This is a genomic window from Leisingera sp. S132 (assembly GCF_025144465.1).
In the GTDB taxonomy this organism is placed as follows: Bacteria; Pseudomonadota; Alphaproteobacteria; order Rhodobacterales; family Rhodobacteraceae; genus Leisingera.
This window is the reverse complement of the sequence record NZ_CP083556.1, coordinates 89,555-113,942: the sequence shown is the minus strand read 5'-3', so window position 1 is coordinate 113,942 and position 24,388 is coordinate 89,555. Positions and strand designations below refer to the sequence as shown.

The following is a 24,388-nucleotide window of genomic DNA, read 5'->3' as shown; positions in this document are numbered from 1 at the left end:
GCCTGTTTAGAGCCGGTCAAACAGCCGTCCCGGCAGCCCGCCATGCCGCGGCAGGCCAAGCGCCCGCATCAGGCAAAACATCATCGCCTGGTTCGAGGTGACAACCGGCTTGCCCAGATGCGCCTCGATCCGCTCCACCGCCTCCACTGCGCGCATGTCGGTGCAGCTCAGCACGATGGCCTGCGCCTCCGGGTGGTCCGCCTGGCAGGCCAGATCGAACACCTCGTCCGGTGTCAGCTCCCCCTGGCCGTAGTTGCCCAGCTCGCGGCCCACATCCGCGCATCTGACGGTTTCTATCCCGTTGGCGGCCAGAAACGCCACCGCCTGGGTGTTGATCTCGCCAAGATAGGGCGACGAAAATCCGATCTTCACCGCTCCCAGCGTTTGGATGCCCTCCACCAGTGAACCGGCAGCGGTCAGGGAAAGGGCGCGGGAGCCCGACTTGATCCGCGCCGCCAGATCCATGTCGAACGCCGGCCCGTGCGTCAGCGTCGCGGAGGTGCAGCCATAGAGCACAACATCAGGCCGCACCCCCGCAATCATCCTCAGGTCATGGCTGATATCCGACGCCCCCAGCCCCGCCATCTGACCGGCGCCGGGGATCTCCTCCACGTCATAGCCGCCCAGGCGCTGGAAATGCACCGTGGTGCCGGGGCAGCGCATCAGCATCATGTCGGCCTCAAGGTTGGTGTTGGTAAAGGGCACCAGCACGCCGACCCTGGCACGGGTCCGGGTTTCATAGGTCATGCCAACACTCCCTTCAGCACATCCAGCGCGTGGTCCATCACGTCCCGGCTGCAAATGGTGGCGCGCAGGCAATCGCCCAGCCCATACCCGCCCATACCCCGCATCAGCAGGTTCTCTGCCCGCAGCGCCCGGTCCGCCGCCTGCGCCTGGCTGGCGGAGGCAAAGCGAATCAGCACAAAGTTGGTATGGCTCTGCGGCACCTCCAGCCCCAATGCCCGGCAGCCGTCGGCAAAACCGTCCCGGAGCACGGCAGTCTTGGCCACCACATCCCGCATATGCGCCTGATCGCGCATGGCCGCCGCCGCCATGGCCTGCGATGGGATTGATATATTGTTGGGATTGAGCAGCTTGCGCACTTCGCCGGCAATCGCCGTCGGGAAATACCCCCAGCCGGCCCGCGCCCCCGCCAGCCCGTAGGCCTTGGAAAGCGTCCGCAGCACCACCGTATCGCCGCGCTCTGCCAGCGCGAAGGTATCCCCCGGATCGTTGTCCGCATCGGCAAACTCCGCATAGGCCTGATCCGCCACCAGCAGAACATTTTCCGGCAGCCCCTCGCGCAATCGCAGAATTTCGCTGTTGGGGATCAGCGTGCCCGTGGGGTTGCCCGGGTTGCAGACAAAGACGATGCGGGTTTCCGGCGTCACCGCGGTCAGAATATCATCCACCGAGACAGTCAGCTCCCGCTCGCGCGCCTTGACGTAGCCCGCTTTTACCTGTGCCGCGGCCGACGCCGCAAAGGCATAGCCATAGTCTGTCCCCAGCACGTGATCACCCGGCCCGGAAAAGGCACGGATCAGGCAGCTGATCAGCTCCATCGACCCGGCCCCGCACAGGATCTTGGCCGGGTCCAGCCCCTGCACCTGTGCCGCTGCCGCGCGCAGGTCCGGCCATTCCGGGTCCGGATAGAGCGGCATCTGCTCCAGCACCGCCCGGCCCGCCGCAAGTGCTGCCGGGCTGGGTGGAAAGGCGCTTTCATTCTGCACAAGCGAGACTGTCCCCGCCCCGCCCAGATCCGCCAGCGCATAAGGGGCCATGGCCGCAACATGCGGCACCGCGCGGATCATCTGCCGTCCCCATAGGCGCGCGCGCCTTCCTCAGTCACCAGACCGCGCCGCACATCCAATGCCAGCGCCTCCGGGTCGCGCTCCAAGGGATCGCCAAAACCGCCGCCGCCCGGAGTTTCAAAGATCAGATAATCGCCTGCCTCCACCCGCAGCTCGCCCTTGCCCGGAATGTCCTGCGACCCATCGCGGAACCGGATGCGCCCCGGCGCGCCGGACAAGCCGCCCATGCGCCCCAAGGCCGGGAACTTCAGCCGCTCCACCGACAGGAACACGATAAAGGGCGCACCATTGGCAGAGGTCATTTCGATCCGCTGCCCCAGCCCGCCGCGGAACCTGCCGGCCCCGCCGCTGTCGGGCCGCAGCTCCCGCCGCCACATGATCACCGGGGCCACGGCCTCGGTGATCTCCACCTGGCTGCCGTAAACACCCGAGGGATAGGCGGTCGCCGACAACCCGTCCGCATGGGGCCGCGCCCCAGTGCCGCCGTTGTGGACCGGTTCGATGGCAAATTCCCGGCCGCCGTCGCGGGCCACCTCCGGCGCGTGGCGCATCGGCAGGTCGAACATGCAGCTGGCACCCTCGGCAGGCACCCGGTCCGGCAGCGCTTGATGCAGGCAGCCCAGCACCAGATCCGGCGTCACCTGCCCCAGCGTGTGCCGCATCGCCACTGGCACCGGGCGCTGCGCATTCAGGATGCAGCCCTTGGGGCCATCCACGGTGAAAGGCGCCAGCGACCCCGCATTGTTGGGGATATCCGGCCCGACGATGCAGCGAAGGGCAAAGACGGTATAGGCCGCGGCATAGTTCAGCGGCACGTTGATGCCCTTGCTGGAACAGCCCGAGGTGCCGGTGAAATCCACATGCATGCCGTCCTTGCGGACTGTCAGCGTCGCGTGCAGCTCCAGCTCCTTCTCGTAGCCGTCCACTTTCAGGACATTGCGGTAGACGCCCTCCGGCACCTCGGCGATGGCCTGCAAAGTGCCGCGGCGGGAGGTTTCGATGATGTAGGCTCCCAGCGCTTCCAGATCACTCAGGCCGAACTCCTCCATCATCCCCATCAGCCGCGCCGCCCCCGCCTCGCAGCAGGCAATCAGCGCATAGATGTCGCCCTCATTGGCAATCGGCTCGCGGCTGTTTGCGCGGACAATATCCAGCAGCAGCGCATTGGGCTCGCCCTCCTCCACCAGCTTGCAGGGCGGGATCAAGAGCCCCTCATCATAGATGTCGGACCCCTCCGGCCCCATGCCCAGCCCGCCCAGATCCACAAGATGCGAGGTGCAGGAGGTGTATCCCACAACCCTGCCCCCCTTGAACACCGGCATCATCAGGAGGAAATCGTTCAGATGCCCCGAGGCGAGCCAGGGGTCATTGGTCATGTAGATATCGCCGGGCTTCATGGTCTCCGCCGGGAAGCGCGCGCGCAAATGCATCACCGCTTCGGCCATGGTGTTGATATGGCCCGGCGTGCCGGTCACCGCCTGGGCCAGCATCCGCCCCTGTGCGTCGAAAATCCCGGCAGAGATATCGCCGCATTCGCGCACGATGGGCGAGAAGGCCGCGCGGATCAGGGTCTGGCCCTGCTCCTCGACCACCGCCAGAAGCCGGTTCCACATCACTTGCAGGCGGGCAGGCGAGAGCTTCTGTGACAAGGCGGTCATTGCGCCCCTCCTTTCTGGTCCTGGATCAGGACAAGGTTGCCGATGGCATCCGCATGGGCAGAGAAGTCCGCCGAGACCAGCGTGGTGGTCTGCGGTTCAGTGATCAGCGCCGGGCCCAAGATACGGTCGCCGGGTCTCAGGCTGGCCCGTGGCACAAATGCCGCTTGTTTCTCGCGGCCATCCACATCGCAGATGATGGGCCGGTGCGCAGCCGGGTTGATGGTCCGCAGCTCCGGCATCGCCGGCACCGGCGGCGCTTTCGCATCCGGGGTTGCCACCCGTACCGCCCAGTTCAGGATCTCGATCTTCATCCCCGGCACGGGGCGGGAGAACTGCCGGGCGTATTCCGCCTCAAACGCTGCCGTCAGCTGACCCAAGTCCGCCGCTGACAGATCGCGCGCCGGCAAAGCAATCTCTATCTCATGACCCTGCCCGCTGTAGCGCATGAAGGCGGTGCGCTGGACCTCTGCCGGTGCATCCCCCGCGCCCTGCGCTACCACCGATTGCGCCTCGCCGGTCATCTGGGCAAACAGCGTGTTGATGGCGTCCAGATCGATATCCTCCAGCAGCGTATATCGAGAGCGCACGATCTCGAACGACACCGGCGCAAACAGAAAACCCACAGCAGACCCCACCCCCGGATTCGGCGGCACCACGATGCGCGCAACACCCGCTGAGCGCGCCACCCGGGTCGCATGCAGCGGCCCGTTGCCGCCAAAGGCGATCATGGTCCGCGATCCCAGATCCTTGCCCGACTCCACCGCATGCATCCGGGCGGCGCTGGCCATGCTTTCATCGACGATCCGGCTGACCCCGTCCGCGGCGCCAGTCCCGTCCAGCTCCAGCTGCGCACCGATGACCCGGCTCAGCGCCTCTTTCGACGCTGCCGGGTCAATCCGGATATGCCCCTCGGCAAAGGTTTCCGGCAGGATATAACCCAGCGCGATATCGCTGTCGGTCACCGTCGGCTCCGTGCCGCCCCGCCCGAAGGCCACCGGCCCCGGTTCCGACCCGGCTGATTTCGGCCCCACGGTCAGCCGCCCCAGCCGGTCCACCCCGGCGATTGAGCCGCCCCCGGCCCCGATCTCGATCATCTCGATCACCGGAATGCGCACCGGCATCCCCGACCCCTTGATGAAGCGCGCCGCGCGGGCGATCTCGAACTGGCGGGAGGTCTGCGGGCGGGCATTGTCAATCAGGCACAGCTTGGCAGTGGTGCCGCCCACATCAAAGGACAGCACCTTCTCCAGCCCCGCCTGCGCCGCAATTCGCGCTGCCAGAATGGCGCCGCCCGCCGGGCCCGATTCCACCAGCCGGACCGGAAACCGCGCCGCGGTCTGAATAGTGCACATGCCGCCGCCCGCGGTCATCATCAGGATCGGGCATTTGACCCCTTCCGCCGCGAACCGCCCGGCAAACTGCGCCAGATAAGTCTCCATCAGCGGCTGGATATAGGCATTGGCAACCGTGGTGCAGAGCCGGTCGAACTCCCGCGCCTCGGGGCTGACCTCCGAGGAGATCGAAACCGTCAGCCCGGGCCGCCGCGCCGCCAGAATATCACGCAGCCGCCGCTCATGCTCCGGGTTGGCATAGGCATGCATCAGGCAGACCGCCACCGCCTCCGCCCCGCTGGCATCCAGCTCCGCAATCAGCGCCTCAACTGCGCTGTCCTCCATCGGAATCAGCACTGAACCATCCGCCGACATCCGTTCGCGGATGGTCAGCGACCGCTCCCGCGGCACCAGCAGATCGGGTTTCTCCAGGTTGATGTCATACTGCGAATAGCGCCGCTCATAAGCGATCTCGAGAATATCCCGGAACCCCTCGGTGGTGACCGTCGCCACCCGCGCCCCGCGCCGCTCAATCAGCGCATTGGTTGCCAGAGTGGTGCCATGGATAAACCCCGTCACCTCCGCCAAAGACCGCCCTGCCTGACCCATCACCCGCGCGGCGCCCTCCATCGCGCCAATGCCCGGGTTCCGATGCGTGGTCAGGGTCTTGGTCGAGGCCAGAATTCTGTCTTCGCCCGCCACCAGAACGGTGTCGGTGAATGTGCCGCCAATATCAATGGCAAGGCGCAGCGCCTGTGATGCTGTCATGTGTCATTCCAATGTCCGCCGTTGAGAAACCGTCAAAACCCGCGAAGGGCAACGGAACTCAGGCAGCGGCCAGGTTGCACCCGGTTGCGCGGCGGTCCATGCGTTTTGGAATGAAGCTCTTTGTCATGTCTCCATCCTGAGCCGCCGCCAGACGGCACGCTTGGCGGATTGCGACATGATAAAAGCCAGATAACGGCATCCGGCAGGCCGCAAGCGGCATCCCTCCCGGCATCACCCTGCCAGGAGGAAGGGGAACTCAGCCAAAATGCAGGGTTTTGACTTCCTGATAATCCTCCAGCCCCAGCATGCCGCCTTCGCGGCCGTTGCCGGACTGCTTGTAACCGCCAAAGGGTGAGCCGTAGTTGAAGCCGCCGCCGTTGATATGCACCGCCCCCGCCCGCAGCCGGGCGGCAACCCGCTCGGCCCGCTCCGGATTGCCGGTCTGGAGATAGGCCGCCAGCCCATAAGGCGTGTCATTGGCGATACGGATAGCGTCCTCCTCATCCTCGAACGGGATGATCACCAGCACCGGGCCAAAGATTTCCTGCTGCGCAATCGCCATATCGTTGGTCACATCGGCAAAGACGGTGGGGCGCACATACCAACCCTTGTCCAGCCCCTCGGGCCGGCCCAGACCGCCTGCCAGCAGGGTCGCCCCTTCACCGATGCCCTTCTGGATCATCTCCTGCACCCGGTCGTACTGGATGCGGTCGAACATCGGGCCGATGTGATCGCCCTCCTGGCTCGGATCGCCTATAGCCTGCCCCTCGGCGGCAGCCCGGGCAATCTCCAGCACCTGATCGTAGCAGCTTTTCTCCACCAGCATCCGGGTCGGCGCGTCGCAGCTCTGGCCGGTGTTATACATGCACTCGAGCACCGATGCGGTGACCTTCTCCTCAAGATCCGCATCCGCAAACACCAGGTTCGGAGACTTGCCGCCCAGTTCCAGCGTCACCCGCTTCACCGTGTCGGCTGCATCCTTGGACACCGCGATGCCGGCCCGGGTCGAACCGGTGAAGGACATCATATCTACGTCAGGATGGCGCGACAGACCCGCCCCCACCGTTGGCCCGTCGCCATGGATCAGGTTGAACACCCCCGCAGGATATCCCGCATCATGGATCATCTGTGCATAAACCGCGGCAGACATTGGCGTGTGCTCCGACGGTTTCAGCACGCAGGTGCAGCCTGTCGCCAGCGCCGGCAGCACCTTGAGCGCGATCTGGTTCACCGGCCAGTTCCAGGGTGTGATGAGGCCGCAGACGCCGATCGGCTCGCGCACCAGGATATCGCCATTGGGCAGTGTCTCGCGCAGTTCCTGGGTCTTCAGCGCCGCCAGAATACCCTCCAGATGCCCGATCCCCGAATCGGCCTGGGCGTCCCGCGCCATCGAAACCGGCGCTCCCATCTCGGCAGACAACGCCTGCGCCAGCTCCTCGCGCCGCTCCCTGCTGATTTCCAGCAACCGCTCCAGCAGCGCAATCCGCTCATCGCGCGACGTTTGCGAAAAACTCTCAAACGCCGCCTTGGCCGCCGCCACCGCGGCGTTCACATCCGTCTCGTCGCCGAGGATGATGGTCCCGATCTGCGCCTCCGTGGCCGGGTTCAGCACCGGAAACTCGCGGGCCGAATGCGGCGTCACCCAGGCGCCGCCGATATAGAATTTTTGCAGGTCCATCAGGCTGGTCTCACTGTTGCACCGCCGGGGCGGCTGAGGTTGGGGCAAGGGCGCAGCGCATTTTGAAGCACCTGCCGCTGCCACTGGTTGGGAAGGGCGGGTCTGGTCCGGCAGCCTGCCCGCCTTTTTCAGTGCAGGAAAGGCCAAAACCGCCAGCCGGCAGGTCATTTTCCGACAAAGCACAGCTGTGGGATAGGCGCATCAGTAACCGGGAAAGACGCTGCTCAGCGCCGGAACCGCTTCGCGGACCACGCCCGCCATGGCTATCCTGCCTGAAAGCCCGCGAAAAAGGGCGCCCTGAGGCAAACCATGAGCAAACCCCGTTGGACAGCCCGTTCCGTGCTGCTAGCAGGCACTTTTCTGTGCGGCTGCACTGTTGTCGGCATTGATTACCACCGCCCGGATTTCGCGGTGCCGGCCAGCTATTACCAGTCGCGCAGCTATGCCACCGCCAAGGGCGCCTCGGAAACATGGTGGCGGGGTCTGAACGATGCCACCCTGAACCGGCTGATCACCGCGGGACTGCAGCAGAACCTGGGGCTCAAGGCCGCCAAGGAACGCCTGATCTCGGCAGAGGCCTTGCGCCGCGGCACCGGCCGGCCGCAGCAAGTCAACGGCGATCTGGACGGCAGCTCCGTCTTTGCGCGCCGCGAATCCCAGAACGGCACCACCAGCACCGACACGGCAGAGGTCGGCGCAACCTATGTCTTTGACCTCTTCGGCGAATTCCAGCGCCGCTCCGAAAGGGCGGTGGCAGACCGCGACGCGGAGTTCTACCGGATGGCCACCACCCGGCTGGCGCTGATCGAAGCCATCACCCGCACCTACATTGAGGCGCGGTTCTTCCAGCGCGGCGCCGCCGTGACCCGCCAGACGATCCAGCTGCGCCAGCAGATCCTGGCAACAGTGGAAGAACTGCAGGCGGCCCGCGCCCTGCTGGCGCTGGATGTGGAGCGCACCAAGCTTCAGGTTGCCAGCGCCAAGGCGGACCTGCCCGGCTTCATTGCCAGCTACGAATCCTCTGTCTTTGCCCTGGCAACCCTGCTCGACCGCGACGCGGCAGAGATCTTTGCGATGATGCAGGGCAGCTATGGCCAGCCATACCCCGCCAGCCAGCCGGAACTGGGCGTGCCTGCAACCCTGCTGCGCAACCGCCCCGATGTGCTGCTGGCCGAAGCCCAGCTGCGCAGCGCCGCCGCCGATATCGGTGTCACCGAAGCGGAGCTTTATCCCTCGCTGGAGATCTCCGGCTCGGTGCGCGCCACCCGCGGCACCGGCGCTCTCTACCAGATCGGCCCGGTGCTGAACCTGCCGCTGTTCAACCGCCCGGTGCTGCGCGCCTTCCACAAAAGCGCCATCGCCGAGGCCAAGGCGACCGAATACGACTACCGCGCCGCGGTCAGGGCCGCGGTGGAAGAGGTCCAGTCGCAGCAAAGCAGCCTGCGCGCCGCCCGCGAACGCACCGCCGCCCAGGCCCGCGCCGTCAATCTGGGAACCAAGGTTGCCGATCTTGCGCGTGAAACCTTCAGGGCCAGCGAAATCACCCTGTTCGACCTGCTGAACACCGAAGAAGCGCTGCGAGACAACGAACTGGCCCTGATCGCCGCACGGCGCGATCTGGCGCTGGCCTGGGCCAGCCTGCAGATTTCGCTGGGCAAGGGATGGGCGCCGCACCAGGATCCGGGCAGCGCTGTCGTGGCGGTGAAACCTTCAGAATAGGCTGAAACTGGACGCCGCAGCCGGCTCAGGCCTGCTGCGCCTCGCGTTCCATCTGCTCGACCATCTTGCGCGCGCGCTTGCACTGCAGCTTGTCCCGCAGCGGGCTGTCGGGGTCGACATCCTTGGAGCAGACCACGCATTTGTCGGCACCCGAGATCGCATTCAGGCCGCCGCAGCTGCCCTTGATCTTCTTGCCCATCAGGATCACCCCCAGTGACATGCCCAGGGTGACGATCAGCAGCAGGATGAAGGCCAGAAGAAAGGTGCTCATGTGGTGTCCCTCGCAGGATGCTTGGTGCGCGGCGTTAGTTTGCGGTCAGCGCCTCGAACGCGCTGCTTGCCGCTGTCATATAGGCATCCGGCCCGGCTTGCACGTCCCGATCAATGAAAAACACGGCAAGTTTATGCTCCTCAGCAAGCTTCAGCCCGTTTTCGCGGCCCAGAACCAGCATTGCAGTGGCCCAGGCATCCGCCAGCATGGCGTTTTCTGCGATCACCGTGACAGAGGTGGTCGCATGGGTCACCGGCCGCCCGGCCACTGGATCAAGGATGTGGGAATAGCGGGTGCCCTCATGCTCGAAGTAATTGCGGTAGTCGCCTGAGGTCGCCAGGCCATAGTTGCTGACCGGCACGATCAGCTGCACGGTCTGCGCTGCAGCATCCGGTTTCTCGATGCCGATGCGCCAGGCCTCGCCCTTGGCGTTTTCGCCCTTGGTCACCAGATCACCGCCGATCTCGACCATGTAATGCTCGACGCCAAACCCCTGCAGCGCTTCCGCCACCGCATCCACGCCATAGCCTTTGGCAATGGCCGACAGGTTGATGCCGGTTTCCGGCGCAGATTTCCTGAGCGTTCCGGCGTCCGCATCCAGCACCAGCAGCCGCGCCTGGCCGACGCCCTCCAGCGCCTTGGCAATCGCCGTATCTGACGGCACCGGGTCCTCGGGCTTGCGCGGGCCAAAGCCCCACAGCTCGATCAGCGGGCCGAGGGTCACGTCGAACTTGCCGCCTGTCTTGGCGTGCACGTCGCCCGCCGCCGCCAGCACATGGGCAAACTCAGGAGACACCCGCACCGGCGCCGTGCTGCGCGCGGCTGAGAAGGTGGAAACCTCCGAGGCCGGATCCCAGTTCGACATCCTGGCATTGACCGACGCCAGGGTGCCCTCGACTGCGGACCCAAGCGCCCCGGCGTCCAGATCCTCGCCAATCGCAATCACGCTGTAGGTGGTGCCCATGGTTTCGCCCGTCAGCCGCACCTCTTCCGGATCGCTGCCGAACCAGCAGCCGGACATGGCCAGCACTGCGGGCAGGGTCAGGGCGGTCAGGAGTTTTCTGGGCATCAAGCTGGGCATTCGGCAACCTCCGGCAGCAAAACTGGCGCAGCTATGCCCCTGCCCCGCGGCAGAGTCAAACAGGGCGTCAGAGGGGATGTCAGAACTTCAGCGGCAGAAAAGCCAGTGCCAAGAGGCCAATCGCCGCCGGCAGCCCGTACAGCCAGGCCCGCAGCCGCGCGTTGGGCGCTTCACTCTTCCAGTTCTGCCGGTACAGATGGCCGCAGACCACTACCAGGAACACGGTCAGCGCGCCGGTCACGGGGGTCAGGTAGAGGCTTTCGAACATGTTGTTTTTCCGCTGTTGTTAGCGCTCGCGTCATTTCGCCCCTTCCCGGATCATAATCCGCCGTTAAGATGGGGGCATGACCTGATGCAGGATACAGGAGGAGACCCCGCGCATGGCACCGTTCTCATACCAGCCTCCCACCCGGGGCGACAAGGCCGGGCAGGAAAGCCACAGCCAGTCGGCCGAGTCGAATTTGTCACACGGCCAATCGACCGTCGCCAGTCTGCTGGATGCCAAGGGCGACGCGATCTTTGCAATCCGCCCCAATGACACAGTTGGCCACGCGGTGGAGGCGCTGAAGGAAAAGCGCATCGGCGCGCTGGTCGTCACCGACCAGAACGGCACGCTGCAAGGCATCCTGTCGGAACGTGACATCGTGCGCCGCCTGGCGGACACGCCGGGCCACACACTGCCGCAGCTGGTCGAGGAGATCATGACGCGCGAGGTCAAGACCTGCGCGCCGGACGACCTGCTGATTGACGTCGCCAAGGTGATGAACGAGGGCCGCTTCCGCCACCTGCCGGTTCTGAAGGACGGCAAGCTCTCGGGCATGATCACCGTCGGCGACGTCGTGAACTTCCGCTTGAAGGAGCTGGAATACGAAGCCCTCCGCATGAAGCAGATGATCGTCGGCTAAACTGGACGCGGGAAGGCCGGCGGTGATCGCGCTTTCCTTCCCGCGGATTGAATTGTGGCAAGAGTTTCAGAAATGAATGAAGATGCAACCGCTTCGGCTTTCGGCACTGTCGACGGCGGGCCGGAACTGATTAAGTGGTTCGGGCGGGTTCCCGGTTTCCATGATGCTGAGGTTCTTGATTTACATCTCAAGCGCTCTGGCAAGTCCAAACTGTCCATACACACCAGGAACATGACCAGTGAGATAGAAAATGGGTACTATCGTCTAGAAAAACATGCGGTTGTCACGTTTACGATGGATCGGATTTTCGAACTAGAGATTGAAGGATTCAACCATCAGAATGTCATCGGCGGGTTGTCCCTGAAACGGGTTCGTTCCGGTGAGAATACAGGCGTCTACGAGCTACAGATCGAGCCGGTATTTGGACTGTCCGGGGTTATCCGAGCCCAAGCAGTCTCCGTCAGCTATACTCCAGGAAAACCATAGAAACTGCTCAACCAATTTGTGCCAAGTAACGGCGCTGTAAGGTTATATTCTGATTGGCGCTGTCAGTTTCTTTTCATCACGGAAACGGCCCGCCGCCGGTCTTTTGCAGGCGTTCCAGAAACACCTCCAGATCCTCCGCGCTGTCCAAGGGTTCCATCGCCTGTTTTATCGCTGCACCGTAGATTTGCCACATCTGCAACCGCAGCGCCGCGCCGGTCTCTGTGAGGTGCAGCAGCTTGCCGCGGCGGTCACGTTGAAACACGGTTTCACGCACCAGCTCCTGTTTCACCATCTGGGCCAGGATGCGCGACAGGTTGGATTGCTCGAACAGAAGGTTGCGGGTCAGCTCATAGGCCCGCACGCCGTCCTCCCCGGCCATCTCGATCCCTCACAGCACATCATACCACCTGAGCGGCGGCAGGGGGACGGGCGTTATCACGTCTTCACGAGTCGGTGAACAGGGCGGCGGTTCCACCGTTGCCGGTTCTGAAGGACGGCAAGCTCGCGGGCATGATCACCGTCGGCGACGTGGTGAACTTCCGCTTGAAGGAGCTGGAATACGAAGCCCTGCGCATGAAGCAGATGATCGTCGGCTGAGGCTCAAACTTGATGGTCCGCCTTCGGGCGGATCACCTCCGGCAGCAGGCTTTGCCGCATTTACTGCCAGTTACGCCTGATGCAGCAGAGCACCGGTTTAAGTCCGGATTGACCGATGCTGCGCGAGACATTGACGGGTGAAATGCGTGGGAAGCCGCCATTGGCCAAAACAATGCCGGCCCAAACGGGCACCGGGCCCGCATTTGCTTGCTGTAGGAAAGCGTCCCTGGAACCGGACTCTGGCGGAGGGGCGCAAGCTTAAACGGCAAAGAACAGGCTCTTTGCAGCCCTGAGCTCCTTAGCAGCGACACCGTCTGGCCAGACATGACTGCACCCGCTCGCTGCATTTTCTGAAGCGAATGTACGGCTGCCGGGCGTTTTCGCTACACTGCCTACTTCAAAGAGTGACCATCCGTCAGCTCTTCCAAGAGGAAACCCATCAGCTGGCTCTTTCCTGAGAGCCCGGACTTGGCATAAATCGAGTGGGTCTGAGCCTTGACCGTTCCGGTCGCGGCATTGCGGATCTCGGCGATTTCGGCATTGGAACAGCCCTTAAGCACCAGCCGCGCCACCTCCCGCTCGGTTGGTGTGAGCCCCCAGGCATCGTAGTGCGCTTCCAGCAGCTGATTGAACGAGCCGGACGCAGCCTCCAGCTTTGCCGCCATGGTATCGGCGGCCTGCCGCATCGCCCGGACTTCGAAGCTCAGGAAAGCAACGGCAAACAGCAGGCCTACTGTGACCAGAAGCTCCAGGAAGTGATACTTCTCCCAATCTTCCCACCAGGCCGGATCGGCAATCTCGATCAGGCCCTCAACAAGCATCAGAACAGCACAGGCCGAAATGATCGCGAATGCCGCTTTAACCTTGCTGCCATTACTTATCATTCGCGGGCCCGCTTCAGCGCTGCGGCCCGGAAGTGGCTGATCAAGACTGCGCAGCCTACCCGATCACATCCCAGACAAATGTTGTATCAATAATGGATCCATCCGGAGCAAAGACCGTTGTTCTGCTATCGAACGGCTGGTCGCCGTTCAGGTCTTCGCGGGTCAGTGTTGTCAGAATTCCAGCGTCATAGAGAGCAATCGTGCGGTCCCCATCGTCCCAATTGATGACTTTGCGGGCTAAGCTGCCGTCCGCGTCAAAAAAGCGCTCCAGACGGCTCCAGTTGGCGCTGCTTTGCGTACCGGTGCCGTCTGTAATGACCTGTGCCGCGAGGACACCGCCGCTCCAGGTGTTCTCGCGCATCTGCAAGGTGCCATCGTCAAAATTCACTTCGGTGCTCAGAATGTTGCCGCTGGTATCAAAAGTGCGGGCTATAGCCTGCCAGCGGGCACCGCTTTGCGCGCCGTCCCCGTCGGTTAAAACCTGACCGGTTCTGATGCCATCCGTAAAACTGTTCTGCACGGATCTTGTGGTGCCGTCGTCATAGACGATGTCTGACTGCAGGACATTGCCGCTGGCATCCATGCTGCGCTGGATGCTTTGCCAGCGGGCGCTGCTGGCGCTGCCTGCACCGTCTGTCAGCGTGCGGGTGGCCAGGACACCGTTCTCGTAGTTGTTCACAACCGAACGGGTCGTGCCATTGTCAAAGACGATTTCGCTTTGCGCCACCTGACCGCTGCTGTTGAGGGTCCGGGTAAGCGACGCCCAAGGCTGCGCACTGCCGTCCGCACTGGTATCTGTGAAAGTCACAGTTGCCACGACACCGTCCTGATAGGTGACGGCCCTCCCCAGCCCGTCCGCTGTTTCGCCCAGCCGCGAGATAAGCTGGCCGTTCTGACGCAATTCCATCGACACCGCCTGGTCCCCCTGCCAGACGATGCTGCCGACCGCATCATCTGCAAACACGATGGCATCAGTGCCCGCCAACAGCAGATCGGTCCCCTCATCCAGCCCGTCAAGCGCGTTGGAATCCGTTACCAGAATGCCGCGGCCGTCTGTTGCAAGGGCAAAGGTGAATTCGTCGCTGTTGCCAAGATAGGCAGCATAGTCAAAGCCAGAGCCGCCTTCGATGATGTCATTGCCACCCATGCCAGTCATGGTGTCATCACCGCCCAGGCCGGAGAGAGTGTCGTTGCCGCTGCCCCCGGTCAGGCTCTCGCCCGCGGCTGTGCCGGTGATGGCCAGATGATCCAGCGCGCCCTCAATGGTGATCTCCAGGGCGGCCGGCGTTCCATCCGCTGAAGTGAGGGCAAAGCTGTCAATGACGCTCTGGCCCGGCTCCAGGTAATCAAGGACTGCGGTGCGGGTGTAGTTCCAGCTGCCGTCCGCCGCCAGGCTGAGGCTGCCGTAGTTGCCGGTATAGCTTCCCGGGGTCATCTGCTGCAGGCTGTCCGGATCGGTGACGGCGATCCGGCCGCTGGTGCCGGCGCCGTCTTCGGACATCGCCGCGTTCAGCTGGCCCGAGAATGCAGCCGGGTCGTTCGCCCCGGTCACCGTGATCTCGATCACGCCGGAGTCCGCCAGCCCGCCGGAATCGGCAATGCTGTAGGGGATCTGCACCACCGCCGGGCTGCCGCCGGGCTGCAGGTTGTCATAAGCGCCGTTGGGATCAAAGGTGACGGTCCCGTCCGCGTTCAGAGTGACAATGGCGCCGCTGGCCAGGGTAACGCTGCCGCCTTCGGTCACCGGGGTGCCGTCCAGTGCGGTGATCGCCAGCACGCCGCCTTCCGCATCTCTGTCATTGGCCAGCGGCGCCAGGGTGACCGGGCTGTCCTCGCTGGTGGTTGCCGTGTCGCCTGCAGCCACCGGCGCGTCATTCACCGGCTGCACGGTGACCGTGACCGTGGCTTCAGCTTTCCCGCCCTGGCGGTCGTTCACCGTATAGATGAAGCTGTCGGTGCCATGAAAATTGGCATCCGGCGTATAGACCAGCTGGCCGTTCACGATCTCTACAGTACCATTTGCGCCCTGAGTGGTGCCAGTGACCAGCAAATTGGCTGTCTCCGCATCGCTGTCATTGGCCAGCACATCGATGGTGACGGCGGTGTCCTCATTGGTGGAGACCGCATCATCTGCCGCCACCGGCAGGTCGTTCACCGGGGCCACGGTGACTGTCAGGGTGCCGGTGCTGCTGCCGCCCAGCCCGTCAGACACGGTGTAAGTGATCACCTCTGTGCCGTTGAAGTTTTGATCCGGCGTAAAGGTGATGCTGCCGCCTGCAGTGAAGCTCACCGTGCCGTTCGCCGGGTCTGCTACCGCTGTCAGGGTCAGCGGGTTGCCCTCTGCGTCGCAGTCATTGGTCAGCACGCCCACCGTCACCGCGGTGTCTTCCTGCGTGGCAGCGCTGTCCGGCGCCGCAACAGGCGCGTCGTTGATGCCGGTCACGGTGAACTGGATGGTGCCAGAGGAGGTGCCGCCTGCGCCATCCGAGATGGTATAGGTAACGGTTTCAATGGCGCTTTGGTCCAACGCCAGGTGGTCGTAACTGCCGCCGGGGAAGAAACTGACCGTGCCGTCGCCGTTCAGGAACACCAGCGCACCGCTGGCGAGGCTGATAAACTGCCCCGGCTGCACCGCGGTGCCGTTCAGAGCGGTGATGCTCAGCTGCAGCCCGTCCACATCGCTGTCATTCGCCAGCGGTGCCACTGTTTGCGTGGCGCTCTGCGCTGCGGAGGATGTGTCATTCACCACTACCGGCGCATCGTTCACCGGCGTTACGGTTATGTCCACCGTTGCAGTGGCGGTGCCGCCATTTCCGTCCGAAACTGTATAAGTCAGCTGCTCAGAGCCGTTGAAATCCGCATCCGGCGTATAGGTGATCCGGCCGCCGCTGAACTGCACCTGGCCATTGGCGGCGCCAGTGACGGCGGTAACTGTCAGAGCCTCGCCGTCCAGCTCCATGTCATTTGCGGCAACATCGATCACCACGGCGGTGTCTTCCGCCGTGCTGGCGCTGTCATTCACCGCCACCGGGGCGTCCTGCACCGGCTGCACAGCCACGGTGATGGTGGCTGTCGCAGTCAGTTCGCCGTCGCTTACCGTGTAGGTGAAGCTGTCGCTGCCGAAATAGTTGGCATCCGGCACATAGGTCACGGTGCCATCGGCGTTGATCTGAACGCTGCCATGCGCGGGCGTGCCCAGGCCGGTGATGCTCAGCGCGGTGCCTTCGGGATCGCTGTCATTGCTGCGCGGGTCAAAGGTCAGGCTACCGTCCTCTGCCACCGTCACGCTGTCGGCATTGGCAACAGGCGCGTCATTCACCCCGGTCACAGTGACGGTGACTGTTGCGGTGGTGGTGCCGCCCAGCCCGTCCTCGCGGGTGTAGCTGAAGCTGTCGGTGCCGTTGAAATCGGCATCCGGCACATAGGTGAATGTCTGGCCGCTCTGCACGATAGCGCCATGCCCCGGCGTGCCAACAGACAGCACTGCGCCGCCCAGCCCGTCCGGATTGAGATCGTTCGCCGTCAGGTCCAGCACGACCTGCTGGTCCTCCGCTGTGGTGACGCTGTCATCCACCGCGGTGACCGCATCGGTGACCAGTGTCACCGTGACGGTGATGGTCGCGGTGCTGGCCGCGCTTTCCGGCTGGAACTCAGACCCCACGTAATAGGTGATCGTCTCGGTGCCGCTGAAGTTGGCGTCCGGTGTGTACCGGATGGTGCCGTCCGCCAGCACCTCGGCGGTGCCGTTGGCGGGCTGATCCACCCGGTGCACCACCATCGCATCGCCATCGGCATCGCTGTCGTTAGCCAAAACATTGATGATGACGGCAGTGTCCTCGGCGGTGCTGGCGGTGTCGTCTGCGGCGGCCACATCATTGTCGACATAGACGGTGACGGTGCCGTTGACGGCGGTATAGGCGTGGATCGCGCTCTCAAAGAAATTGTACTGGAAGCTGGCGATCCCGTGGAACCCGGCATCCGGCGTGAAATTGACCCGCCCGCCCCACTGTTCCAGTAGTATAGCGCTGGGACCGGTCATGATGCCCGGGTGGCTTGAGGTCGCGTAATTGATGCTCTGGCTCTCGCCGGTATAACCGGTGACGGTGCCGTTGACCCCAAGCCCGACGGACGTCACCCAGCCGTTCAAGGCGCCGTCCGGATTGACGTCATTGGCCAGCAGATCCACCGTGCTCACGGTCAGCAGCTCATCCGGCCGGATGCGGTAGGTATCGCCGTTCAGGGTGATCGGATCATAGGTGTTGCGGAAATCGATCTGCTGGGTATGGGTGACCTCATGCAGGCCATCGGTGACAACCACCGGCACGTAAACGATGCCGACAAAGTTGGCATCCGGTGTGACCGTATACGTCCCGTCCGGGTTTTGGGCGACGGTTGCGTTGGCGATGTTCTCCGTCTGAACGCTGACGACCGACAGGGTGTCGCCGTTGCGGTCGAAATAGGACTCGGTGCCGGTGAAAGTGAACGGCACATCCTCTGCGGCGGTCAGGATATAGTTGACCGTATAGGGCGCCTGCTCATTGATCAGCGTGACGTCGATCTGCCCGTTGTAGGTGACGTGCCCCGCGTCATCGCGGATGCCGTAGTACAGCTGATAGGTCCCAGGCCCCAAGTTCGATGCGGGGTTCCAGACGATCTGGTTGTCAACGATCTGCACCGCCCCGCCCTGCGAGGACCAGGCATTTGCCGCCCAGATCGTCAGCGCCCCGCCTTCCGGGTCGTAGTCATTGGCCAGCGCGTCAATCACCACCGGCCCGCGCCCGATGGTGGCGGTGACCGTGTCATTCACGATGGTCGGCGCGTCATCCACCGCCACGTAATTCAGCGAGACCGTGGCTGTCTGCGTGCTCAGACCATCGGTGGCGTCATAGGTGAAGGTGACCGGCCCGTTATAGTTCAGCGGCGGAGTATAGACGATCTGGCCATTGACGATCTCGGCGGTGCCCACGTTGGGCGTGCCCACGCTCACCAGGCTGACGGGATCACCGTCGGGGTCGATGTCATTGGCCAGCACGTCCAGCGTCAGGACCTGATCCTCCAGCACCACCCGGCTGTCGTCCTGCGCGGTAAAGGGATCGTCCACCCCGGTCACCGTCACCGTGACGGAGGTGGTGGAGGCATAGCGCCCGTCGTCCAGCGTATAGGTAAAGGTATCGGTGCCGGTCTCGCCTGCGCCCAGGCTGTTGAATCCTGCGCCCGGCGTATAGGTGAAGGTGCCGTCACCATTGTAGACCACCGTGCCGCCGCCAGTGCCGGTGCTGTCATACTGCGAAACAACAGCATCCTGCGCGCCCGGGTCCAGGTCGTTGGCCAGCGCGTCGATGGTGACCGGCGCGTCCTCGCTGGTGGTGGCGCTGTCGGCATAGGCGACCGGGTTGTCGGTGAAGCCTGCAATATTGATGGTGACGGTGGCCGTGGTCGTCGTGGTGCCGTCGGAAATCGTGTAGGTGAAGGTGTCGGTGGCAAACTGCCCGTCGATCAGCCCGTCAAAGATATTGGCCGGATCATAGGTGAACTGGCCGGTGCCCGGCACCCGCGTCACCGTGGCGCCGTGCGCCGAGACGGCGTCAAAGGACACGATTTGCACATTGGCGATGCCCGGATCGGTGTCATTGGCCAGCACGTCGCCGGTGGTCAGCACCGTGTCCTCATCGGTGTTGAAGGCGGCGCCGCTGTCATCGCGCGCCACCAGCGTGCCGTCCGCCACCGTCATCTCCCAGGTGGTGATGCCGCCGGCGCTGGCCGAAGTGGCATTCAGGTCCAGCAGATCAGGCGAGGAAAACGTCGCCGTGGTGCTGCCGAAGGTGACGGTATAGGTGTAATTCCCGGCGCTGCCGGTGCGCGCCAGCGACGGCGCCGCGCTGCTGTCCGGGCCTTCAAACACCAGCACATCGCCGATTGCCGCATCCGGCAGCACATCCGCGCCGTCGTTCGACCCGAACAGGAAGCGGTCGTTGCCCGCGCCGCCGCGCAGGGTGTCGTTGCCGCCGCCGCCGCGGAGCTCATTGTCGCCCGTATCCAGCGCGATCGCCTCGCCATGGGCGGTGCCGGTGATCGCCTCAAAGCCGGACACCGTATCCGTTGCCGCCAGCGTGCCGTCGCTGTTCAGAATGCGGATGGAGCCATTTCCATTGGCATCCAGCCCGGAGAAATCGACGGTATACCCCGCATCCAGGCGGCTGTAGTCGAGCGTGTCGTAATCGCTTTCCCCGGCAATGGTGTCATTGCCCAGGCCCGCGTAATAGGTGTCGTTGCCCGCCCCCAGCGCCACATTGTCATTGCCGCTGCCGGTGCCGATCGCGTTGTTGAGGTCATGGCCTGCAATCGATGGCCAGAAGTCCGGCTCGTAGTCCAGCCAATCCACCATATCGACGGTGATATTGCCGCCGGTCAGGTGGATTTCCTCGAAATTGACATAGCTGGTGGGCAGAGCACCGTGGCTGACGCCAGTGACAAAATCGTAAGAAAAGCTCTCAGACCGGAAGATAGCCAAATCCGTGAACAGCATGGATGAGCCGCTGATGTCCAGGGTCAGAACATCGTACCCTTCGCCGCCATCCACGGTGGCACTGCGGTACACAGGCTGAAGCGTCAGACGGTCGTAGTAGGAGATCAGACCTCCCGGGGCCCAGGTGTCAGTAACTGTGTCATCACCCGCTCCGGCCAGGACTTCATCTACTCCCGCGCCGAGATCGACACTGTCATTTCCGCTGCCGGTGTAGATGCGATCATTGCCGGCCCCGCCAGAGATCGTGTTGGCACCATTGCCGGTTGTGATGGTATCGTTGCCGCTGCTGCCGAAAATCTCGTTCGCGGCGTCCCCGGTGGTGATGCGGTCATTGCCCGCGCCGCCGGAAATCAGGTTGGCTCCCTGCAGGTCGGTTATGACATCGTCGCCGCTGCCGCCCATGATGACATCGCGGCCCGCGCCGCCGTCCAGCGTGTCGTTGCCGTTGCCGCCCTGAAGCCGGTCGGTGCCGCCGCCGCCCAGCAGCGAGTCATGGCCGTCGCCGCCATAAAGCTGGTCCCGGCCATCGCGCCCGTGCAGCGTGTCGTCGCCCGCCTGGCCGCGGATGCGCGAACCCGCATTCTGCGCATAGATAATGTCGCTGTACTGGCTGCCGACGGCCCATTCGAACCCTTGCACCGTGGCGGTGGTGTCGGTGTGGACCAGAACGTCATAATGCGGCGTGGTGATCCAGGAGTGGATTGAATTGCCCACCGCGTGGGTCCGCATCCATGTCGCACCGGTTTCCAGATCCAGAGAGGTCACGAAGTAGGTGTTGGCAATGACACTGGGCTCCGGCGCGCGGTTCACGTCCGGGGTCAGGATCTCAAACGTGTCGATACCTGCACCGCCCTGGTATGAGGCCCCATTGACCAGCTCGCCCGCGACATAGTCATGACCAGCGCCTGCGTCGACCGCAATCAGCTGGCTGCTGTTGTCGCCATAGCTGACCGAGGTGACCTGACCCTGCCACAGTGTGATGCGGGCGGTGACACTGCGGCCGCTGTCAACAATCAGCGTGTCGCCGTAGGCAGAGCCATAGATATGAGATTGCGAAACACCGTCCGTCGCATTCTCTGTCACCAGCTTCACCGCGTATGCGGACTGGCGCATGTCGAACAGGCGCAGGCTGCCGGTGTGGAACTCCTCGAAGTTACGGTGCGTGGCAATGGTGCGGAAGTTCGACGCATCCAGACCGTAGAACGGCCCGGTGACATAACGCACCGTATTGTGGTCGATGACGATATCGCCGGTATAGCCCGCAGCGTTGCCCTCGGTCAGGCCCAGGGTGCTCAGCGTGTCAAAACCATCGCCGCCGTCGATCAGCCCGGCGGTGACAGTCTGATAATAGGGGCTGACACCGGTGCCGCCCGCGGCATCCTGGGCAAAGTTGAACGTATCATCGCCCGCCAGCAAATTGACCGGGCGGCCTGCCGGGGCAAAGACCGTATCCGCCGCATTGCTGGCCGAGAAGGCTGCGGTGTCCTTCTCCAGCACGTAAAGCCCGCCGTTGATGCCAACAGGCGCGTTGATCACACTGATCAGGTCCCAGGGGTTCGAGGTATTGGGATCGACGCCGGGAAGAATGATATTGGAGGCCGTAAAGAACGGCCGGTAGGTCAAGCCGCCGTTCTGCGAGAAATAATACCTTTGCGGACCCAGGTTGGAGTCAAGATTCAGGGTCAGTTCCTGATAATAATTTCCGTAGCTTGCGTATTGCGCGGTCAACTGCGCCGACAGGCTGGCCATATAGCTCTGAGGGTTGAGCAGACTGCCGTAAGAGTCAGCAATTGACTGCGCACGCTGATAGGTCTGATCGAAATTGCCGCTGCCGCCGGTGGCGCTGTACCACCAGTCAGGCAGGGTGCCACCGTTGTCATGCACCGCTGCCTCTACCAGCCCTTGGGTAATCGCCGTTGGCGACAGATCGATCACCCCGTTTGCGCCCAGCTCCGCGTTCACAGCAGCTGACACGATGACTGGAGCAATATAGTCAAAGAAATAGTCTGACGCCCCCCAGGTCAGAACCGAGGTGGCCATCTGCAGGCCAATGGTCAGCAGGGCGGCCGGATCGCCATCGCCCTTCACCGCCGCGGCAATGCCGGGCGCCAGATAGGTAGCAAAGTTGACGATGTTAACTGCCGCCTTGGCGGCCGGCGGCAGCGGCAGAACGGCCAGAATGCTGGTTGCGGTTTTTACTGCCGCTGCAACCGTCAGCCCGATCACTTCGGGGCTGGTATCGCCAGCCGCGAGCTTTTGAAAGTAGCCCCGCGCGTCAGCCAGATCCTTGACCGCCGTCACCACACCCTGGTTGAACTGGGCTTCCTGCTCCGGCGTGCTGGGCAATACCACCGCAACAGAGGGATTGGCCGCAATCTGCGCCTGGAACTCCGCCAGCATATCAGCAGACAGCTGATCCGCCCGCGCCTGCAGCTCGGCATCGGTGAAATTGGCATTGGGCTCAGCGGTCAGGCCGGAGACCTGGCTGACCTGCGCCAGCAGCGACTCGGCAATCTGACTGACGGCCTCCACCGACAGCGGGTTGGCACCGCCGTAGCCCTGCTCGCCGGCCAGCAGCGCCGCGGAGATATCAATATTCTCCTGCTGCAGCTCGGCCGCGGTCATTCCCTGGCCGCTGCTGCCGTAAAAGCCTGCATCGCTCAGATCCAGCAGCGGCTCGCTGCCGCCTTCGGCTGCCCGCAGGTAGGCTTCGTAAACCGCAAAGGCTCCGGCATCCGTCGTGACAGTCTTGACCACCCGTTCTCTCCTGCATTTCCGGCGTGCCGGAATTCCAACTGTTGCGTCAGAGAACCGATGTGCGCAGGCGGAAAAAGGCGCCTGAAAGCGCCCTGTCATAGTTTCCAGCGTAGCGTTTTTCTCTGCTCGAGACCTTGCCGCAGCAAGCACCCGCGGTGCTTCTGCACCGTCTCCCAACTGACTGCCACAGGCTCCGGCGCAGCCGCAATAAACCCCCGGTCAGAAGGGATAAACCCCCGGTCAGAAGGGATAAACTAACGGTCTGCAGCGCATAAACCTTAGGTATAGGCACCGCTCAATATGCCGGTTTACCTCTATTTCAGCTGGCTCTGGCTGTGCGGGAGTGCGAAGGCTCCCCTGTCAACGGTTCATGCCGATTTCGTTTTCTGAAATCGCACGAGAGTGGCGGTGCATTGGTGAATGCCCTCAATCTCGAACGCACTGGAATACCGGCTTACAACGATCCGGAGAATTGGGTGCGCACTCATGGGAACGGCAACTTGCCGCCCACGCGGGAAAGCCTGCAGGCAAACAGCGCACCTTGCCGCCGTTGAATCAGAACGCAGCGAATTCACGCTTTGTCCGGCCATCCATTTTTTCGCATGCCCCATACTGAAGACCCGGTTCGCCTCAGAATAGTCTGGCAGCCTGCAATCCAGAGTTCTGCCCTGGCCGGCAGCGAAAGGTCTTTTCCACCCGGCGCCTGATGGTCACGGAAACGGCCCGCCGCCGGTCTTTTGCAGGCGTTCCAGAAACACCTCCAGATCCTCCGCGCTGTCCAAGGGTTCCATCGCCTGTTTGATCGCCGCACCGTAGATTTGCCACATCTGCAACCGCAGCGCCGCGCCGTCTTCTGTCAGATGCAGCAGCTTGCCGCGGCGGTCCCGTTGAAACACGGTTTCACGCACCAGCCCCTGTTTCACCATCTGGGCCAGAATGCGTGACAGGTTGGATTGCTCGAACAGAAGGTTGCGGGTCAGCTCATAGGCCCGCACGCCGTCCTCCCCGGCCATCTCGATCCCCCACAGCACATCATACCACCTGAGCGGCGGCAGCCCCGCCGTCCGCAGCTTGGCCTCCATATCGCGGTGGGTCTGCCGGTGGGCGCGGTTCAGCAGGATCCAGATTGCGGTTTCGCGTTTGCTGGGTGTCATGCGGTCATCACGAGTTGGTGAACAAGGGAGAGGTTCCGCCGTTGCCGGTGGATGCAAGCAGATAGATGTCATAGCATCCATCCCGGATCAATCGCATCCTCACGTAACAAGAGCCGTTCCCGGCCCAACCCCATCCGACAGGAAGACTGCCATGATGATCAGGATTGCCTCCCTTGCTGCAGCGGCGCTGCTGGCCGCCCCCGCCGCCTTTGCCGCCACCACCTACAAGACCGACCAGGGCCATACTGAGGTTCGCTTCAGCTGGAGCCACGCCGGCGTCTCGATGCAGAGCGGCGAGTTTACCGACGCCCAGGGCACCCTGGTTCTGGACCCGGAAAACCCCGAAGCGTCCACCCTGAATGTGACCATCAAGGCGGACAGTGTCTCCACCGGCTTCGGGCCGCTGGACGACCACCTGTCCAGCGCCGACTTCCTGGAGGTCGCAACCTACCCCGAGATCACCTTTGTCAGCACCGGGATCGAAAAGACCGGCGACAAGACCGCCAAGGTGACCGGCGACCTGACCATTCATGGCACCACCCAGTCCGTGGTGCTGGATACCACCATGACCCACCTCGGCCCGCATCCTCTGGGCGGCGCGATCGAATACTACCAAGGCGATTGGGCGGCGTTTGAAGCCACCACAACAATCGACCACCAGGCATTCGGCGTCGGCGGTTTCTCCACCGGGCCGATCACCATCCAGATCGTCAGCGAGCTGAAGGCGGAGTGATTTCTGGCCAGCCGGTGCACGGGGGGTGT

The 24,388-nt window shown here is 63.4% G+C and carries 16 protein-coding genes and 1 pseudogene; 5 read left to right on the top strand and 12 right to left on the bottom strand.

Annotated features, from left to right (window positions below; all coding sequences use genetic code 11):
* Window positions 1–6: 6 nt before the first annotated feature.
* From K3725_RS20890 to K3725_RS20870, 5 genes are all read right to left on the bottom strand, one after another.
* Window positions 7–747, bottom strand: coding sequence for an Asp/Glu racemase (locus K3725_RS20890; RefSeq protein WP_260018827.1), 741 nt, complete (start codon window positions 745–747; stop codon window positions 7–9).
* Window positions 744–1,811: a histidinol-phosphate transaminase gene (locus K3725_RS20885; RefSeq protein ID WP_260018826.1), complete on the bottom strand. Its 1,068-nt coding sequence runs from the start codon at window positions 1,809–1,811 to the stop codon at window positions 744–746. Before K3725_RS20885 ends, K3725_RS20890 begins: the two co-directional genes overlap by 4 nt.
* Entirely contained in the window at window positions 1,808–3,469 is a 1,662-nt protein-coding gene (locus K3725_RS20880) for a hydantoinase B/oxoprolinase family protein (RefSeq protein WP_260018825.1), read from the bottom strand. The genes K3725_RS20885 and K3725_RS20880 overlap by 4 nt, the downstream gene beginning before the upstream one ends.
* Window positions 3,466–5,568, bottom strand: a complete 2,103-nt coding sequence (locus K3725_RS20875; protein ID WP_260018824.1) for a hydantoinase/oxoprolinase family protein — start codon at window positions 5,566–5,568, stop codon at window positions 3,466–3,468. The genes K3725_RS20880 and K3725_RS20875 overlap by 4 nt, the downstream gene beginning before the upstream one ends.
* Before the next feature lie 256 nt (window positions 5,569–5,824).
* Window positions 5,825–7,246: an aldehyde dehydrogenase family protein gene (locus K3725_RS20870; RefSeq protein ID WP_260018823.1), complete on the bottom strand. Its 1,422-nt coding sequence runs from the start codon at window positions 7,244–7,246 to the stop codon at window positions 5,825–5,827.
* A 309-nt stretch (window positions 7,247–7,555) separates the two neighbouring features.
* Between K3725_RS20870 and K3725_RS20865 the strand changes: the two genes are divergently transcribed.
* Window positions 7,556–8,965, top strand: a complete 1,410-nt coding sequence (locus K3725_RS20865; RefSeq protein ID WP_260018822.1) for an efflux transporter outer membrane subunit — start codon at window positions 7,556–7,558, stop codon at window positions 8,963–8,965.
* 25 nt (window positions 8,966–8,990) lie between these two features.
* Here K3725_RS20865 and nqrM read toward each other — a convergent pair whose 3' ends face one another.
* The 3 genes from nqrM to K3725_RS20850 form a co-directional block, all read right to left on the bottom strand.
* Entirely contained in the window at window positions 8,991–9,236 is a 246-nt protein-coding gene (gene nqrM / locus K3725_RS20860) for a (Na+)-NQR maturation NqrM (protein ID WP_039174020.1), read from the bottom strand.
* A 34-nt stretch (window positions 9,237–9,270) separates the two neighbouring features.
* A complete protein-coding gene (locus K3725_RS20855; protein ID WP_260018821.1) occupies window positions 9,271–10,305 on the bottom strand; it encodes an FAD:protein FMN transferase in 1,035 nt (344 codons plus the stop codon).
* 91 nt (window positions 10,306–10,396) lie between these two features.
* Window positions 10,397–10,585, bottom strand: a complete 189-nt coding sequence (locus K3725_RS20850; protein WP_260018820.1) for a hypothetical protein — start codon at window positions 10,583–10,585, stop codon at window positions 10,397–10,399.
* 112 nt (window positions 10,586–10,697) lie between these two features.
* On the opposite strand from K3725_RS20850, the gene K3725_RS20845 reads away from it, so the two are divergent.
* Entirely contained in the window at window positions 10,698–11,222 is a 525-nt protein-coding gene (locus K3725_RS20845) for a CBS domain-containing protein (protein ID WP_260018819.1), read from the top strand.
* A gap of 72 nt (window positions 11,223–11,294) precedes the next feature.
* Entirely contained in the window at window positions 11,295–11,708 is a 414-nt protein-coding gene (locus tag K3725_RS20840) for an immunity 50 family protein (RefSeq protein ID WP_260018818.1), read from the top strand.
* A 76-nt stretch (window positions 11,709–11,784) separates the two neighbouring features.
* Here K3725_RS20840 and K3725_RS20835 read toward each other — a convergent pair whose 3' ends face one another.
* Window positions 11,785–12,087 (bottom strand): MarR family winged helix-turn-helix transcriptional regulator, encoded by a 303-nt coding sequence (locus K3725_RS20835; RefSeq protein ID WP_260018817.1) that lies wholly within the window; start codon window positions 12,085–12,087, stop codon window positions 11,785–11,787.
* Window positions 12,088–12,185: 98 nt separating this feature from the next.
* Between K3725_RS20835 and K3725_RS20830 the strand changes: the two are divergent.
* Window positions 12,186–12,305: pseudogene (locus tag K3725_RS20830) on the top strand (CBS domain-containing protein); the annotation flags it as partial.
* 392 nt (window positions 12,306–12,697) lie between these two features.
* On the opposite strand, the gene K3725_RS20825 reads toward K3725_RS20830, so the two are convergent.
* The 3 genes from K3725_RS20825 to K3725_RS20815 form a co-directional block, all read right to left on the bottom strand.
* The gene (locus K3725_RS20825) at window positions 12,698–13,126 is read right to left on the bottom strand and encodes a LuxR family transcriptional regulator (protein WP_260018816.1); all 429 of its coding nucleotides are present in this window, start codon (window positions 13,124–13,126) and stop codon (window positions 12,698–12,700) included.
* A gap of 118 nt (window positions 13,127–13,244) precedes the next feature.
* The gene (locus K3725_RS20820; protein WP_260018815.1) at window positions 13,245–22,472 is read right to left on the bottom strand and encodes an Ig-like domain-containing protein; all 9,228 of its coding nucleotides are present in this window, start codon (window positions 22,470–22,472) and stop codon (window positions 13,245–13,247) included.
* 710 nt (window positions 22,473–23,182) lie between these two features.
* A complete protein-coding gene (locus K3725_RS20815) occupies window positions 23,183–23,626 on the bottom strand; it encodes a MarR family winged helix-turn-helix transcriptional regulator (protein WP_260018814.1) in 444 nt (147 codons plus the stop codon).
* Window positions 23,627–23,777: 151 nt separating this feature from the next.
* On the opposite strand from K3725_RS20815, the gene K3725_RS20810 reads away from it, so the two are divergent.
* Window positions 23,778–24,359, top strand: coding sequence for a YceI family protein (locus K3725_RS20810; protein ID WP_260018813.1), 582 nt, complete (start codon window positions 23,778–23,780; stop codon window positions 24,357–24,359).
* The last annotated feature ends 29 nt before the right edge of the window (window positions 24,360–24,388 follow it).

Excerpts from the sequence above, each read along its gene's own strand:
- K3725_RS20890 (WP_260018827.1), bottom strand. The coding sequence starts at position 747 with ATGACCTATGAAACCCGGACCCGTGCCAGGGTCGGCGTGCTGGTGCCC.
- K3725_RS20885 (WP_260018826.1), bottom strand. The coding sequence starts at position 1,811 with ATGATCCGCGCGGTGCCGCATGTTGCGGCCATGGCCCCTTATGCGCTG.
- K3725_RS20880 (WP_260018825.1), bottom strand. The coding sequence starts at position 3,469 with ATGACCGCCTTGTCACAGAAGCTCTCGCCTGCCCGCCTGCAAGTGATG.
- K3725_RS20875 (WP_260018824.1), bottom strand. The coding sequence starts at position 5,568 with ATGACAGCATCACAGGCGCTGCGCCTTGCCATTGATATTGGCGGCACA.
- K3725_RS20870 (WP_260018823.1), bottom strand. The coding sequence starts at position 7,246 with ATGGACCTGCAAAAATTCTATATCGGCGGCGCCTGGGTGACGCCGCAT.
- K3725_RS20865 (WP_260018822.1), top strand. The coding sequence starts at position 7,556 with ATGAGCAAACCCCGTTGGACAGCCCGTTCCGTGCTGCTAGCAGGCACT.
- nqrM (WP_039174020.1), bottom strand. The coding sequence starts at position 9,236 with ATGAGCACCTTTCTTCTGGCCTTCATCCTGCTGCTGATCGTCACCCTG.
- K3725_RS20855 (WP_260018821.1), bottom strand. The coding sequence starts at position 10,305 with ATGCCCAGAAAACTCCTGACCGCCCTGACCCTGCCCGCAGTGCTGGCC.
- K3725_RS20850 (WP_260018820.1), bottom strand. The coding sequence starts at position 10,585 with ATGTTCGAAAGCCTCTACCTGACCCCCGTGACCGGCGCGCTGACCGTG.
- K3725_RS20845 (WP_260018819.1), top strand. The coding sequence starts at position 10,698 with ATGGCACCGTTCTCATACCAGCCTCCCACCCGGGGCGACAAGGCCGGG.
- K3725_RS20840 (WP_260018818.1), top strand. The coding sequence starts at position 11,295 with ATGAATGAAGATGCAACCGCTTCGGCTTTCGGCACTGTCGACGGCGGG.
- K3725_RS20835 (WP_260018817.1), bottom strand. The coding sequence starts at position 12,087 with ATGGCCGGGGAGGACGGCGTGCGGGCCTATGAGCTGACCCGCAACCTT.
- K3725_RS20825 (WP_260018816.1), bottom strand. The coding sequence starts at position 13,126 with ATGCTTGTTGAGGGCCTGATCGAGATTGCCGATCCGGCCTGGTGGGAA.
- K3725_RS20815 (WP_260018814.1), bottom strand. The coding sequence starts at position 23,626 with ATGACACCCAGCAAACGCGAAACCGCAATCTGGATCCTGCTGAACCGC.
- K3725_RS20810 (WP_260018813.1), top strand. The coding sequence starts at position 23,778 with ATGATGATCAGGATTGCCTCCCTTGCTGCAGCGGCGCTGCTGGCCGCC.